The sequence below is a fragment of the Micromonospora sp. MW-13 genome, from assembly GCF_003434305.1.
GTDB lineage: Bacteria > Actinomycetota > Actinomycetes > Mycobacteriales > Micromonosporaceae > Micromonospora.
Window position 1 is genome coordinate 164,210 of the sequence record NZ_QKKX01000033.1, and the last position, 14,771, is coordinate 178,980.

Here is a 14,771-nt window from a genome sequence, read left to right on the forward strand (position 1 = left end):
TCCTAGGTGAGGAAGTTCTTGAGCTCGAAGACGAGTTTGCGGATGTGGCCGGAGATGACCGGGGTGCCCAGGTCCTTCAGTCGCTGGCGGAACCAGGGGTTGACGATCTGGCTGCCGGAGCTGTTGACCGAGCCGACCGGGATGAACTTGACCCCGGAGCGGTGCACCGCCTCGATGCCGTCGAACAGCGGCTGGGAGCGGTTGAACTCGTAGAAGTCCGAGATCCAGACCATGACGGTGTTGCGCGGCTCGACGATCTTGGGCCGGGCCATGGCCATCGCCACCGGCCCGTCGTTGCCGCCGCCGAGCTTGGTGCGCAGCAGCACCTCGAACGGGTCGTGCACCCACGGGGTCAGGTCCAGCGCCCGGGTGTCGTACGCGATGAGGTGCACGTCCACCTTGGGCAGCCCGGCGAAGATGGACGCCAGGATGGTGCAGTTGACCATCGAGTCGACCATCGAGCCGGACTGGTCGACCACCACGATCAGCCGGGCCGGGGTGGTGCGCCGGGTGGTCTGCCGGTAGTAGAGCTTGTCGACGTAGAGGCGCTGGTCCTCCGGGCTCCAGTTGGTGAGGTTCTTCCAGATCGTGCGGTCCAGGTCCAGGTTGCGGAACACCCGCTTCGGCGGCACCGACCGGTCGATCGTGCCGACGCTGGTCTGCTCGACCTGGGTGCGCAGTACCTCGGCGACCTCGTCGACGTACCGGCGGATCAGCGCCTTGGCGTTGGCCAGCGCCACCCCGGACAGGTTGGACTTGTCCCGCAGTAGCTGCTCGATCAGCGACATGCTCGGGGTGAGCTTCGCGGCCAGTTTCGGGTCGGCGAGCACCTCACGCAGGTGCATCCGGCGCACCAGGTCGCCCTCCAGGCCGGCCAGCACGCCGCCCAGCCCGCCGCCGGCAGCGGCCTGCCGGCGCAGCTCACCGGGCTCGCAGCCGAGCGCCCGCTCGAACCAGCCGGCGTCGGACTGCCACCGGGCGAGCTGGCTGGCGCTGACGCTGCCCCCGCCGGTGGCGAAAACGTTGAGCAGCAGCTTGGACACCAGCGCCGCCCGCCGTACCTCGGCCTGCCCCGCCGGCTCCGGCTGGTCGTCCGCCGGCTGGTCGTCCGCCGGCTGGCCGGCGGTGAGCAGGCCGTCCAGCTCGTCGGCGAGGCCGGGGAAACGCTGGACCACGGTGTCGACGGAGACCGACGGGTCCAGCAGCGCGGCCGGCAGGCCGAGGTCGTCGACGACGGCGACGCTCGCCGCCTCCAGGGACGGCTGTTCGTCGGCGGGGTCGAAGAGCCGGGCCAGCAGCCGCCAGTAGAGCACCTGCCGACGGTTGGCGTCGGGGTTCACCTGCGCGCCTCCTCCGGGCGCCTCGGGGGTCGCGGTCATCGGCGCAGCAGCCGTCCGGCGCGTTCCCGCAGCACGGCGACGGAGTCACCGGCCTTCGCCTCGGCCTTGGCGACCTTGGGGTCGGTGGGGCCCTGCGCCCAGTCGCCGTTGTGCGCGACGACCGGGGCGCGTTTGACCGTGGCCTGGACGGCGAGCGGCTGCACCGTCCACCGGCCGTCCCACCGCAGCAGCCCCAGGCAGGCCGTCGAGGCGGCGACCATGGCCGGGGTGAGCGGACCACAGGCCGGCAGCCGGTCGACGTCCACCGCGACGTGCGCCCCGTCGACGGTGAACCGGAGTCCGCCGTCGTCGCCGGCGTCGACGGCGTACCCCTCCAGCAGCACCGGCTCGGCGACGGCGACCGGGTGCCGGTGCAGCGGCGGGACCGGCGCGGCGACCGCGGCGGGCAGCAGCACCCGGGCGGTGGCGAACGGGTCGGCCGAATTGCCGACGTGGGCCTGCCCGTCGCGCCACCACAGGTCGCCGCCGGCCAGCGGCAGGTCGGTCACCTCGATGCTGCGGTGCTCGGCGAGCGCCGCCAGCAGGACCGGGTGGTCGGCGAGCAGCCGCCACAGCGCCGGCCCGACGATGGTGTCGACCTTGGCGGCGGCGACGCCGGTACGCACGAGGCGGGCCGGGCCGCCGTCGGCCGGTTCGAGGACGGCGTGCGCCTGCACCTGGACGGCGGTGGCGTGCTCGTGCACGTCGACGCCGAGCAGCAGCAGCCGCCCGGAGACGGTCTCGACACCGGCGGCGGACGGGTCGGGGACGCCGGCGGACTCCTGGGCGAGCAGCACGGCGCGGGCCCACAGGTCGGCCCAGCGGCGCACCGGCACCGCCGGCATGGTGGCGACCGGGCAGGACGCGCGCAGCTCGGCGGCCAGGCCGTCGAGGAGGACGGCCAGCCGGCGCAGCGCCGGGACGGCGAGGGTCGCCTCGACCGGCCGGCTGCCCGCCGCGACGAGGTCGTGGTCGACGCCGCGCCAGCCGGTGATGGCCAGCTCGGACAGCCAGGACCGGGCGGCGGACAGCGGGGCCACCGCCTCGGCGGGCAGCGGACCGGCGGGCGGGGTCGGCTGCGCGGCGCGTTCCCGGCCGAGGGCGGCGTCGGCCCCGGCGAGCAGGGCGTCGTGCGCCGCGCCGAGCAGGGCGGTGCGCGCCCCGGCCAGGGCGGCCAGGTGCTCGTCGGCCAGCGACCCGGTGGTGACCTTGGCGACCGCCTCGGCGACCCGGTCGCCGAGCGGGGTGGCGGCCAGCGCGGCGGCGAGGTCGCCGAGCGCGGCGGCCTGCGCCTCGCCCACCCGGGCCAGGCCGGCGACGAGCGCGTCGTCGAGGCCGGCGACCAGGTCCAGGGCCGGGGCGAGTCCGGCCGGCGCGACGTCGCGCAACGCGGTGAGCTGGGCCCCGCGCATCAGCGTCCCGCCCCGGTCGCCGGGAACCAGTGCAGCTCGGGCAGCGGGCCGTCGGCGGCCGGCAGCTCCAGGTAGGCCAGGTGGCGCAGGAACCGGCTGAACACCACCGCCGCCGGGGTCGGCTCGTGCCGGCCGTCGAGCCGGCGGGCCAGGTCGGCGCCGGTGGTCACGCCGTCGGTGACGTCGATGCGCAGGTACCGGCCGACGCGCTCGACGCCGTACTGGAGGACGGCCTCGTCGAGCAGGGCGTGCAGGTGCTTGCAGGGCGCGCCGCGCAGGCCGCCGCACGGCCGGTTGTTGTTGGTGGAGCAGTTGAAGCCGTGGCTGCCGGCGGCGATCGAGGAGACGTAGACCCGCTCGATGTCGGAACCGCTGGACACCACCCCCTGCAACCGGCCGTCCGCCAGCTCGACGAAGGGGACCTTCGCCAGCTTGCGGGGACGCACCGCGGGCAGCACCGGCGCGAGGGCGCGCCGCTCCCACGGGACGTGCTCCGTCTCCAGCACCTACGACCTCCGCACCCGGCACACCCGCGGGCGTGCCGACTCAGCGCCGACGGGGGCCGGCGCACGACGAATAGGGGTGACGGGCGCGACGACCCGCCGGAACCGGGCCCACCGGGGCGCCCGTCCTGAGAAAGATCTTGCCCCATGGGTACGACAGGAAACGCCGGCCCCGGGGGCCGGGCGTGGTGCTGGTCGCCCCGTGCCGGTGCCGGCTCGACGGCGGCATCGCCCGGGTGCCCTGAGCCGACCGGGGTGCGACACGTCCCGGCTGGTGGCAATCTGGCCCGGGCGGGCCGGCACGCGCAGTACGGTGACGGCCGCCGGTGAAGCGAGCAGGTGCGGGAGGAGAGCCGGGAATGGCCGAGGAGATCACCACCAGCGACGAGTGGCGGGCGCTGGCGGCGCACGCGGAGAAGGTCCGGGAGGCGCACCTGCGCGACCTGTTCGCCGCCGACCCGGACCGCGGTGTCCGGCTCGCCGGCGAGGTGGCGGACCTCCACGTCGACTGGAGCAAGAACCTGGTCACCGACGAGACGCTGACCCTGCTCGCCGCCCTGGCTGGGCGGGCCCGGCTGACCGACCGGATCGCCGCGATGTTCTCCGGCGCGCACGTCAACGCCACGGAGGACCGGGCGGTGCTGCACACGGCGCTGCGTCAGCCGCGGGGCGCCTCGCTGAGCGTGGACGGCCGGGACGTGGTGGCCGACGTGCACGAGGTGCTGGACCGGATGTCCGCGTTCACCGACCGGGTCCGCTGCGGACAGTGGGTCGGGCACACCGGCGAGCGAATCCGCACCGTGGTCAACATCGGCATCGGCGGCTCCGACCTCGGGCCGGTGATGGCGTACGAGGCGCTGAAGGGGTACCGGGACGCCGGGATCTCCTGCCGGTTCGTCTCCAACATCGACCCCACCGACATCGCCGAGGCCACCGCCGACCTGGACCCGGCGAGCACCCTGTTCGTGGTGGTGTCGAAGACGTTCTCCACCCAGGAGACCCTGGCCAACGCCCGGCAGGCGCGCGACTGGCTGCTGGCCGGTCTCGGCGCCGACTCCGAGGCCGTGGCCCGGCACTTCGTCGCGGTGAGCACCAACGCCGATCGGGTACGGGACTTCGGCATCGACCCGGACAACATGTTCGGCTTCTGGGACTGGGTGGGCGGCCGGTACTCGCTGCCCTCGGCCGTCGGCCTGGCGGTGATGCTGGCGGTCGGGCCGGAGCACTTCCGTGAGCTGCTGGCCGGGTACCACGCCGTCGACGAGCACTTCCGGACCACGCCGGTGGAGCGCAACGTGCCGGCGCTGCTCGGGCTGCTCAACGTGTGGTACACGAACTTCCTGGGCGCGCAGACCCACGCGGTGCTGCCGTACTCGCAGTACCTGCACCGGTTCCCGGCGTACTTGCAACAGCTCACCATGGAGAGCAACGGCAAGTCGGTGACCCTGGACGGCACCCGGGTGTCGTACGACACCGGGGAGATCTTCTGGGGCGAGCCGGGCACCAACGGCCAGCACGCCTTCTACCAGCTCATCCATCAGGGCACCCGGCTGGTGCCGGCGGACTTCATCGGGTTCAGCCGCCCCCGGCACGACCTGGACGACATGCACGACCTGTTCATGTCGAACTTCTTCGCGCAGACCGCCGCGCTGGCCTTCGGCCGGACCCGGGAGCAGGTCGAGGCGGAGGGCACCCCGGCGGAGTTGGTGCCGCACAAGGTGATGCCGGGCAACCACCCGAGCACCTCGATCACGGCCGCCGAGCTGACCCCGGCGGTGCTCGGCCAGCTCATCGCGCTGTACGAGCACATCGTGTTCACCGAGGGCGCGATCTGGGACATCAACCCGTTCGACCAGTGGGGCGTGGAGCTGGGCAAGGTGCTGGCCAACCAGCTCGCGCCGCTGCTCACCGGGGACGAGGCCGACCTGTCCGGGCTGGACTCCTCGACCCGGGCGCTGATCGCCCGGTACCGGGTGCAGCGGCACGCCGCCGGCTGACCCGCCCCGCCCCCGCCGAGCCGGCCGACGCCCCGTGGCGTCGGCCGGCTCGTCCCGTTCCGGCCCGTTCACGCAGGTCGCACGGCTGGTCGCTGACTTTTGTCACCCCAACCCGTGTAACACGCATTCGGATTCGTGACTTAGTGCACTGGGGTCGGCTGGGTCCCTTCCACGAGACTCGATGCGTCGCCGGGAACGGAACCGGCCGAGATCGCGGAGGGGGCCACGGTGGACGAGCGCTACGACAACTACTGCGCCGCTGACCGGCTCTTCTACGACTCGCTCGGCAGCGCGGTCGCGCAGCCGGCCTTCGCCGCCGCCGAGCGGGAGGTGCCGGCGGGCTGGCGCCGCGAGTCGCTCGACGACTGGCTGATCCACGCACCGCAGGGCGGCTCCCTGCCGCAGCAGGGCTGGAAGATCCACGTGTCGGCCACCCTGGCCAACGCCGAGCGGGTGCTCGACGCCGTGTGGGCGTACTGCGTGCCGCGCGGGCTGTCGTTCAAGTTCCTGCGCGGCCCGCGCACGCTGCTGCTGCGCAACTCCAAGTACGCGTCCCGCTCGGCCAGCGGCAAGTTCGTCACCATCTATCCGCGCGACGCCGCCGAGCTGGAGCTGGCCTGCAAGGAGCTCGACGCGCTGCTGGCCGGGGAGGCCGGGCCGTACGTCCTCAGCGACCTGCGCTACGGCGCCGGCCCGGTGCACGTGCGCTACGGCGGCTTCGCCCGCCGCTACTGCCTGTCCCCGGACGGGCAGGTGGTCCCGGCGATCGCCGACGGCGCCGGCACGCTGGTGCCCGACCGGCGCGACCCGGTGTTCCACCTGCCGGACTGGGTCACCCTGCCGGACTTCCTCGCCCCGCACCTGGCCGCCCGTGGCGCCACCAGCACGACCGAGGTGCCGTACCGGATCGAGAAGGTCATCCACTTCTCCAACGGCGGGGGCCTGTACGTGGGCCGGGACCTGCGCACCGACGCCGAGGTGGTGCTCAAGGAGGCCCGCCCGCACGCCGGCCTGGACGCCGACGGCACCGACGCGGTGGCCCGGCTGGACCGGGAGGCGACCGCCCTGCGCCGCCTCGCCGACCTGCCCCAGGTGCCCGCCGTGCACGACGAGTTCGCCCTCGGCGAGCACCGCTTCCTGGCCCTGGAGTTCATCGAGGGCCGGGCGCTGAACAAGGTCGTCGTCGACCGGTACCCGCTGATCGACGCCGACGCCACCGAGGCCGACCGGGCGGCGTACGCCGACTGGGCGCGCGACGTGCTGGCGCAGGTCGAGGCGATCGTCGCCGCGATCCACGAGCGCGGCCTGGTCTACGGCGACCTGCACCTGTTCAACATCATGGTCCGCCCCGACGGCCGGGTGGCGCTGGTCGACTTCGAGGTCGCCGCGCCGATCGAGGGACACCGCCGGCCCGGGCTGCGCAACCAGGGGTTCGCCGCGCCCGGCGACCGGACCGGCCCGGCGGTCGACCGGTACGCCCTGGCCTGCCTGCGCCTGGCGCTGTTCCTCCCGCTGACCCAGCTCGTCCGGATCGCCCCGGACAAGGCCGCGCACCTGGCCGACGTGATCGCCGAGAGCTTTCCGGTCCCCCGACCGTGGCTGGCCGAGGCGGTCGCCGAGATCACCGGCACCGCCGCGCCCACCGCGTCCGGCCGCGCGGCCGGGTCCGGGGCCGCCGCCGACCCGCGCCGGTACGACCTGGACGGCGACTGGCCCGACGTGCGACGGCGGATCGCCACCGCCATCCTGGCCAGCGCCACCCCCGACCGCGACGACCGGCTCTTCCCCGGCGACATCGCGCAGTTCCACAGCGGCGGGCTCAACCTCGCCCACGGTGCCGCCGGGGTGCTGCACGCCCTGGCCGTCAGCGGCGCGGGTCGCCGGCCGGAGCACGAGGACTGGCTGGTGCGGCGGGCCACCGCCCCCGCGTCCGGCACCCGGCTCGGCTTCTACGACGGCCTGCACGGGGTGGCGTACGCGCTGGAGCACCTGGACCGCCGGTCCGACGCCCTCGACGTGCTCGACATCTGCCTGCGCCAGTCCTGGGCCGAGCTGGACCTGAGCCTGGCCAGCGGGCTGTCCGGGATCGCCCTGAACCTCGCCGAGCTGGCCGGGCGCACCGGGGAGACCGGGCTGCGCGACGCCGCCGAGCAGGTGACGGCGGCCGTCGTCGAGCGGCTCGCCGACGACCCGGGCCCGGACGTCAGCGGCGGACGCAACCCGTACGCGGGCCTGCTGCGCGGTCGCACCGGGCCGGCGCTGCTGCTGTTGCGGCTGCACGAGCTGACCGGCGAGGAGGCCCTGCTGGACCACGCCGCCACCGCGCTGCGCCAGGACCTGCGCCGGTGTGTGGTCCGCCCGAACGGCGCGCTGGAGGTCGACGAGGGCTGGCGGACCATGCCGTATCTCGGGCAGGGCAGCGTCGGCATCGGACTGGTGCTGGACCAGTACCTGCGCCACCGCGCCGACGAGCGGTTCGCCGAGGCGAGCGCCGGGGTGCGCCGGGCCGCCCGGTCCCCGTTCTACGCCCAGTCCGGCCTCTTCGCCGGGCGGGCCGGGATCATCGGGTACCTGGCCACCCTGACCGACGACCCGGAGCAGCGCCGCGAGCTGGACGCGCAGGTGCGCCGGCTCGCCTGGCACGCCCTGCCGTACGGCGGCGGCACCGCCTTCCCCGGCGAGCAGCTCCTGCGGCTGTCCATGGACCTGGGCACCGGCGCCGCCGGGGTGCTGCTCGCGCTGGCCGCCGTGCGGCACGACGAGCCGGTGGTCCTGCCCTTCCTCGCGCCGCTGGCCGGCGCGCCGAGGCTCCCTCGCAGCGGCGAGGGCGACCGTGACCGCACGCACCACGGGAGGAGGTGATTCGACATGGCGCTCCTGGACCTCCAGGGCCTCGAGATGGCCCCGGCCGACCGCACCGGCGGCGGCTCCAGCGCGAGCCTGCTGCTCTGCGGCGACAGCTCGCTCTCCATCACGACCTGCAACTGACCGGGTCGATCCGCGGCGCCCCGGGTGGACAGACGTGTCCACCCGGGGCCGCCCGCCGTTCTAGGGGGAACCGATGCGCACGGGCGACGGGCTGTTGCGGCGGGTGGTCCGCGACGCCGGGGGGTGGACGGCCGCGCTGGCCGCGGTCACGCTGACCGGAGCTGTCGCCGAACTGCTGCTGCCGGCGGTGCTCGGCCTCGCCGTCGACGCGGCGCTGACCGGCGGCACCCGGTGGTGGCCGGCCGCCGCCTGCGCCCTGGTCGTCGTCCTGGTCGCCACCGACACCCTCGGCGACCTGGCCAGCGGGTACGGCGCCGCCCGCGCCACCGCCCGGCTCCGGGAGCGCCTGCTGCGGCACCTGTTCGCCCTCGACGTGCGCGCCGCCCGCCGGCACCCGGTCGGGGACCTGGTCGGCCGGCTGGTCGGGCAGGCCGCCGACGCCGGTCAGGCCGGCACCGCCGTCGTGCTCGGCGCGTTCGCGGTGCTGCCCCCGCTGGGCAGCGTCGTCGCGCTCACCCTGATCGAGCCGGTGCTCGGAGTCACCCTGCTCGCCGGGCTCGTGCTGCTGGCCGGCCTGATGCGCGCGTTCGTCACCGACGCCTCGGCGGCCACCGCCGGCTACCAGAAGGCCCTGAACTCGATCGCCGGCCGGCTGCTGGAGTCCCTGAGCGGGGCCCGGACCATCGCCGCCGCCGCGACCCGCCGCCGGGAGGAGGAGCGGATCCTCGGCGCGCTGCCGGAGCTTCGCGGGCACGGCCGGCGCGGCTGGGAGCTGCTGGCCCGGGCCAGCGCCCGCACCGCCGCCGTGGCGCCGTTGCTGCAACTGAGCGTGGTCGCCGTCGGCGGCTACGCGCTGGCCGCCGGCTGGCTCACCCCCGGCCAGCTCGTCTCGGCGGTGCGCTACGCGGCCACCGGCGCCGGGCTGGGGGCGGTGCTGGCCACCCTCAACCGCCTGGTGCGCAGCCGCTCCGGCGCCGCCCGGGTCGCCGAGCTGCTGGCGTACCCGACGCCGACCGACGGCGACCGGCCGCTGCCGCCGGGTCGCGGGGCGCTGCGGCTCAGTGCGGTGAGCGTGTACGCCGACGACGGCCGGCCCGTCCTCGACGGCGTCGACCTGAGCGTCCCGGCCGGGGCCACGGTGGCCGTGGTCGGGCCGTCCGGCGCCGGCAAGTCCACCCTCGCCGCCGTCGCCGGACGGCTGCACGACCCGGACGCCGGCGAGGTCCGCCTGGACGGGGTTCCGCTGCCCCGGCTGCGCCCGGACGCCCTGCGCCGGGCCGTCGGGTACGCCTTCGACCGGCCGGCGCTGGTCGGGTCGACCGTGCACGACGCGATCGGGCTGGCGCTGCCCCCGGGCGGGGCCGCGCCGCCGGCCGACGGCTCCCCGGCCACCCCCGCCGTACGCCGGGCCGCCGAGGCGGCGGCGGTCACCGACGTCGTCGACCGGCTGCCGGCGGGCTTCCGCACCCCGCTGGCCGACACGCCGCTGTCCGGCGGCGAGGCCCAGCGGCTCGGGCTGGCCCGGGCCTTCGCCGCGGCCGACCGGCTGCTGATCCTCGACGACGCCACGTCCAGCCTGGACACCGTCACCGAGCACCGGATCGCCCGGGCGGTGGCGGGGCGGCCGGGCGAGCGGACCCGGCTGGTGGTCACCCACCGGGTCGCCACGGCGGCGGCGGCCGACCTGGTCGCCTGGCTCGACGGCGGCCGGCTGCGCGCCCTCGCCCCGCACCGGCGGTTGTGGGCGGACCCGGCCTACCGGGCGGTCTTCCGCACCGACGGGCCCGCCGGATGAGCCGCCACGGACCCGGGACCAGCCGCCGGGGCCGCGAGCACGACCGCCGGGGTGGCCCGGGCGCGGCCCGACCCGGGGTACGGCGGGCGACCTGGGCGGCGCTGCGGGCCCGGCGGCCGGCCGTGGCGCGGCTCGCCGGCTGGTCGGTCGTCGAGGCGCTGCCGGCGCTGCTCTCCGGCGCGCTGGTCGCGCGGGCGGTCGACGGGGGCTTCCTGGCCGGCCGCCCGGGCGTGGGGCTGGGCTGGCTGGGGTTGCTCGCCGGGGCGGTGCTCGTCGGCGCGCTGGCGACCGGCCGGACGTACCGCAGCCTCGGCGCGGTGGTCGAGCCGTTCCGGGACGACCTCGCCGCCCGGGTGGTCCGGGCGGCCCTGCGGGACGCCACCCGGGCCGGCGGACGCGCGGACAGCGCCGCGGCGGCCCGGCTGACCCACCAGGTGGAGCTGGTCCGGGACACCTTCGCCGGCCTGCTGATGGTGACCCGGGGCTTCCTGTTCGCCGCCGGGGCGGCCCTGCTGGGGCTGGTCGCCCTGGACCCGGTCGTGGCGGCGCTGGTGGCCGCGCCGCTGGTCGCCGGGCTGGCCGTGTTCCTCGGCGCGCTGCCGGCGATGGCCGGGCAGCAGCGCCGGTACGTCCGCGCCGGCGAGGAGCTGGGCCGGGCCGCCGCGTCCGCGCTGTCCGGGCACCGGGACGTGCGGGCGTGCGGGGCGGCCGGGCGGGTCGTCGCCGAGGTGGGCCTTCGGGTGGCGGACCAGGCCGCCGCCGAGCGGGTCCTGGCCCGGATGTCCGCCGTACGCAGCCTCAGCCTCGGGGTGGGCGGCTGGCTGCCGCTGGCGGTGCTGCTGCTGGCCGCGCCCCGGCTGGTGGACCGGGGCCTGACCGCCGGCGCGGTGCTCGGCGCGCTGATCTACGTCTCCACCGGCCTCCAGCCCGCCCTGCACGCCCTGGTGCAGGGCGTCGGCGGCGGCGGCCTGCGCTACGTGGTCACCCTGGACCGGATCCTGCGGACCTGCCCGGACCCCGCGGACGAGCCCGCCCCGCCGCCGGGGGCCGCGCCGGCCGGCCCCGCGGACGACCGCTCACCGGCCGGGCCGGACGACGACCCACCGGCCGGTCCGGGCACGGGCACCCTGGCCGGGCCGGGCGGCGCCGAGCCGGCCGTGCGGGTGCGTGGGCTGACCTTCCGCTACGGAGCGGCGGCCCGGCCGGTGCTGGCGGACGTCACCCTGACCCTGGCCGCCGGGGAACACCTCGCCGTGGTCGGGGCGAGCGGGGCGGGCAAGTCCACCCTGGCCGCGCTGCTGTCCGGGCTGCTCGCCCCGCAGGCCGGCACGGTGCTGCTGGGCGGGGTCCCGGTGGCCAGCGCCCCGCCGGCGGCGCTGGCCCGGCTGCGGGTGGTGGTGCCGCAGGAGGCGTACGTGTTCACCGGCTCGCTCGCCGACAACCTGCGCTACCTGCGCCCGGAGGCCGACGACGGCACCGTGGCGTCCGCCGTCGACGACCTCGGGGCGGGTGCGCTGACCGCCCGGCTCGGCGGGCTGGGCGGGGCGGTGACGCCGGGCGCGCTCTCCGCGGGCGAGCGGCAACTCGTCGCCGCGGTGCGGGCGTACCTGTCCCCCGCCCCGCTGGTGATCCTCGACGAGGCGACCTGTCACCTGGACCCGGCGGCCGAGGCGACGGTGGAGAACGCGTTCGCCCGCCGGCCCGGCACCCTGGTGGTGATCGCCCACCGGATCAGCTCCGCCGTCCGGGCCCGCCGGGTGCTCGTGGTCGACGGCGAGCGGCCGGTGGCCGGCACGCACGAGGAACTGCTGGCCCGGTCGGCGACCTACCGGGAACTCGTCGGGCACTGGGACGACCGGCCCACGCCGTCCCCGGCCCCGGCCCGGCGGGGCTGACCCGGCCGGGCCGCCGCCGCGTTCCCCCCGGCGGCTCGCGGGGGCGGTCCCGCGTCAGATCCAGCCGGAATCGCGGGCCACCCGAACCGCCTCGACCCGGGTCCGGGCCCCGGTCTTGCGGGCGATCCGGCCGAGGTGGTTGCGGACGGTCCCCTGCGAGAGCCGCAGCGACCCGGCCACCTCGGCGACCGGAGCGCCGGCGGCGGTCAGCCGCAGCACCTCGGTCTCCCGCTCGGTCAGCGGGCTGTCGGCGGCGATCGCCGCCAGCACCAGCTCGGCGTCCACCACCGACTCGCGCCGGGCGAGCCGCCGGATCCCGTCGACCACCCGGTGCGGGGCCACGTCGCTGGCCAGGATGCCGACCGTGCGGCCCGGGGAGAACACGCTGTACAGGCCCCGGGCGCGGCGGGGATCGGCGAGCACCAGCAGGGGGCACCGCTGCGCCGTCGCGCCGTCGGCGATCAGGTCGAAGTCCACCACCGCGACGTCCGGCCGGCCGGCGCGGACCGCCTGACCGACCGCGTCGCCGCGGCCCACCTCCGCCACCACGTGGATGTCCTTCTCGGCGGCGAGGACGAGCGACAACGCGCCCCGGACCAGGGCACCGTCCAGGGCGAGCAGGGTACGGATCACGACGGACCTCTCCCGAGCATCTCCATTGATCACAGACAGTCAGCATTCAAACACGTAACTGACAGGTCCGCTCGGTGAGCGGGCGGGCCCCGGCAGGCGCCGTGCCGAGGTCCGCCCGCGGCGGCTACAGCCAGCCGTCCCGCTGGGCCAGCCGGACCGCCTCCATCCGGTTGCGGGCGCCGGTCTTGTGCAGGATGGCCGACAGGTGGTTGCGCACCGTCCCGTGGGCCAGGAAGAGCCGACGGGCGATCTCCTTCAGCGGTAGGCCCTCGGCCGCCACCCGCAGCACCTCCAGCTCCCGGCGGGTCAGCGGGTTGGTCGGCGGGCTCAGCACGGCCACCGCGGCGGCGGGGTCGATGACCCGCTCACCGGCGGCGGTCGTCCGGACCGCGCGCACCAGCTCCGACAGGCCGGTGTCCTTGCTGACCAGGCCACGCGCGCCGGCCGCCAGGGCCGCCTCGACCAGCGGCGGGCTCCAGCGGTGGCTCATCGCCAGCACGGCCGTCCCCGGGGCCTCGGCGACCACCTTCGCCACCAGCCACGCCGACTCGGGCACGTCCGACCTCAGCTCCAGCACCAGCACCTCGGGCTGTTCCCGGCGCAGCACCTCCCACAGCTCGCCGATGCCGGCGGCATCGGCGAGCACCTCGATGTCCTCCTCGTTCGACAGCGCGGCGCACAGCGCGCTGCGCAGCAGTCCCATGTCCTCGGCCACGACGACGTGGATCACCACGTATCTCCGATCTCGGGTACGCGTCGCGCCGCCCCGAGCACCCGGCTCGACGCCGGGGACGGGTACGGGGCGCGCGGGAACGGACAGCGTCGGCCCGGAGCGGCGTCACGACGGCGGCTCCCGGGCCACGGCGGGGCACGTCGGGCGGTCGGCACGGCACGGGCCGGCGACCGCGGGACGGGCCGGGCCGGGGGCTCAGCCGGGGCGGGTGGTCACCGCCGGGGCGCGGCCGTGGACCGGAACCGACGAGAGTGTGGTGCGTTCCCGGCCACCGGCGCACGCCGGCCAGCGGGTGTCGTCGGCCGAGGTGGGCGCGGGCCCGGAGCCGGCACGGACGTCGTCGACGCGGTCGGCCGGCGGCGCCGACCGGCCGGGCCCGGCCGGCGGTTGCGCCTCGGCCGCCGTCCCGACCGGCCCGGAGGCCCGGGACCCGCCGGGGACGGCGGAGGCAGCCGTCCACCCGGGTGAGAACGCCACGGCCGGCCCGGAGGTCCTGCCGCCGACCGGGCCGGGCGACGGCGGGGCCGGCGCGGCGGGGACGGCGGGGGGCGGCGCCCCGGGCTCGACCGGGGCGCCGGGGGCCGGCGCGGGACCGGCCGGGGGGGTCGCGGGCCAGGATGGGCCCGCCGGGTCGGTCGGCGGGGCCGGCAGGCCCGGCAGCAGCGGGGTGAGCAGCTGACCGAGCAGCCCCAGGACCGGAAGCAGCACCTGCTGCGCCGCCCCGGAAACCGGGCCGGCTGCCAGCCCGGCCAGGGCGGCCGTGAGGCTACCGACGAGCCCCGGCAGGCGGGCCGCCCCGCCGCCGGCCGGGCCGGGGGCCGACGAGGCGTCGGGGACAGCGGGCCGCCCGGCCGGACGGGGGCCTGGGCGGGCCACTGCGGAGCCGGCCGGCGACAGCGCGCTGGCCCCCGCAGGACGGGCGGCGGGCGGAGCGGGCCGGGCCGGGCCGGAGGCATCGGGCTCCGCCGGGCGGGGGGCCGCCGGCGGGCGCACCGGCGACACCGGCGACGGCCGGGCGGGCCGGTCGACGAGGCCCGGGCGGGAGGCGCCGGGCCGACCATCGTCGGGGTCGCCCCGGCCGGTCCCGCCACCGTGGGGACCGGCGGGCCGGGCGTGGTCGGCACGGGCGGGCAGGACGCCGTCGAGGACACGGGCCAGCGGACCGGCCGGGCGGGACGCCCCGCCGGGGCCCACCACGACCGCGGGCCGGCCGCCGTCGTGCGCGGCGGCGGGGCCGGCGAGCAGCACGGCAGCGACGATCCCGGCGCCCGTCGCGGCCAGCAGCAGCGCGAGCCGCCGTACGAGCCGGGCCGTCCCCGCGACCGGGGAGGCGGTGCGGCGCGCCGACGCGGTCACCGCGGCCGGCGCGGCGCGGACAGCGGGACAGCGCACGCCGACCCTCCCCTCGAAGATGTCGACACATCGTAACGACGCCG

At 77.0% G+C, this 14,771-nt stretch carries 11 protein-coding genes; 5 read left to right on the top strand and 6 right to left on the bottom strand.

The window, feature by feature from the left end:
- Window positions 1-2 precede the first annotated feature (2 nt).
- The 3 genes from C5N14_RS18160 to C5N14_RS18170 are packed head-to-tail and all read right to left on the bottom strand — an operon-like array spanning window position 3 to window position 3,294.
- Window positions 3-1,379 carry a VWA domain-containing protein gene (locus C5N14_RS18160; protein WP_117669277.1) on the bottom strand — a complete coding sequence of 459 codons (1,377 nt, stop codon included), beginning with the start codon at window positions 1,377-1,379 and terminating at the stop codon, window positions 3-5.
- Entirely contained in the window at window positions 1,376-2,791 is a 1,416-nt protein-coding gene (locus C5N14_RS18165) for a hypothetical protein (protein ID WP_117669278.1), read from the bottom strand. The genes C5N14_RS18160 and C5N14_RS18165 overlap by 4 nt, the downstream gene beginning before the upstream one ends.
- A complete protein-coding gene (locus C5N14_RS18170; RefSeq protein WP_117669330.1) occupies window positions 2,791-3,294 on the bottom strand; it encodes a hypothetical protein in 504 nt (167 codons plus the stop codon). Before C5N14_RS18170 ends, C5N14_RS18165 begins: the two co-directional genes overlap by 1 nt.
- A gap of 359 nt (window positions 3,295-3,653) precedes the next feature.
- Here C5N14_RS18170 and pgi point away from each other — a divergent pair, with 359 nt between their 5' ends.
- The 5 genes from pgi (at window position 3,654) to C5N14_RS18195 (ending at window position 11,969) form a co-directional block, all read left to right on the top strand.
- Window positions 3,654-5,291, top strand: a complete 1,638-nt coding sequence (pgi, locus tag C5N14_RS18175; protein WP_117669279.1) for a glucose-6-phosphate isomerase — start codon at window positions 3,654-3,656, stop codon at window positions 5,289-5,291.
- Window positions 5,292-5,519: 228 nt separating this feature from the next.
- Entirely contained in the window at window positions 5,520-8,153 is a 2,634-nt protein-coding gene (gene lanKC, locus C5N14_RS18180; protein ID WP_117669280.1) for a class III lanthionine synthetase LanKC, read from the top strand.
- A 6-nt stretch (window positions 8,154-8,159) separates the two neighbouring features.
- Window positions 8,160-8,279, top strand: coding sequence for a SapB/AmfS family lanthipeptide (locus C5N14_RS18185; protein WP_117669281.1), 120 nt, complete (start codon window positions 8,160-8,162; stop codon window positions 8,277-8,279).
- Between the two features lie 73 nt (window positions 8,280-8,352).
- Complete coding sequence (locus C5N14_RS18190; protein ID WP_117669282.1) at window positions 8,353-10,074, top strand: ABC transporter ATP-binding protein; 1,722 nt, start codon at window positions 8,353-8,355, stop codon at window positions 10,072-10,074.
- Window positions 10,071-11,969, top strand: coding sequence for an ABC transporter ATP-binding protein (locus tag C5N14_RS18195; protein WP_117669283.1), 1,899 nt, complete (start codon window positions 10,071-10,073; stop codon window positions 11,967-11,969). The genes C5N14_RS18190 and C5N14_RS18195 overlap by 4 nt, the downstream gene beginning before the upstream one ends.
- A 54-nt stretch (window positions 11,970-12,023) precedes the next feature.
- On the opposite strand, the gene C5N14_RS18200 is transcribed toward C5N14_RS18195, so the two are convergent.
- The 3 genes from C5N14_RS18200 to C5N14_RS18210 all read right to left on the bottom strand — a co-directional run bounded on the left by C5N14_RS18200 (window position 12,024) and on the right by C5N14_RS18210 (window position 14,727).
- On the bottom strand, window positions 12,024-12,602 hold the full coding sequence (locus tag C5N14_RS18200) for a response regulator transcription factor (protein WP_117669284.1): 579 nt from the start codon (window positions 12,600-12,602) through the stop codon (window positions 12,024-12,026).
- 124 nt (window positions 12,603-12,726) lie between these two features.
- On the bottom strand, window positions 12,727-13,332 hold the full coding sequence (locus C5N14_RS18205; protein WP_243639731.1) for a response regulator transcription factor: 606 nt from the start codon (window positions 13,330-13,332) through the stop codon (window positions 12,727-12,729).
- A 198-nt stretch (window positions 13,333-13,530) separates the two neighbouring features.
- A complete protein-coding gene (locus C5N14_RS18210) occupies window positions 13,531-14,727 on the bottom strand; it encodes a hypothetical protein (RefSeq protein ID WP_128763604.1) in 1,197 nt (398 codons plus the stop codon).
- Window positions 14,728-14,771 lie beyond the last annotated feature (44 nt).

What these genes read in the sequence shown, in the direction of transcription:
- C5N14_RS18190 (WP_117669282.1), top strand. Translation starts at nt 8,353, where the DNA reads ATGCGCACGGGCGACGGGCTGTTGCGGCGGGTGGTCCGCGACGCCGGG.
- C5N14_RS18165 (WP_117669278.1), bottom strand. Translation starts at nt 2,791, where the DNA reads ATGCGCGGGGCCCAGCTCACCGCGTTGCGCGACGTCGCGCCGGCCGGA.
- pgi (WP_117669279.1), top strand. Translation starts at nt 3,654, where the DNA reads ATGGCCGAGGAGATCACCACCAGCGACGAGTGGCGGGCGCTGGCGGCG.
- C5N14_RS18185 (WP_117669281.1), top strand. Translation starts at nt 8,160, where the DNA reads ATGGCGCTCCTGGACCTCCAGGGCCTCGAGATGGCCCCGGCCGACCGC.
- C5N14_RS18195 (WP_117669283.1), top strand. Translation starts at nt 10,071, where the DNA reads ATGAGCCGCCACGGACCCGGGACCAGCCGCCGGGGCCGCGAGCACGAC.
- C5N14_RS18160 (WP_117669277.1), bottom strand. Translation starts at nt 1,379, where the DNA reads ATGACCGCGACCCCCGAGGCGCCCGGAGGAGGCGCGCAGGTGAACCCC.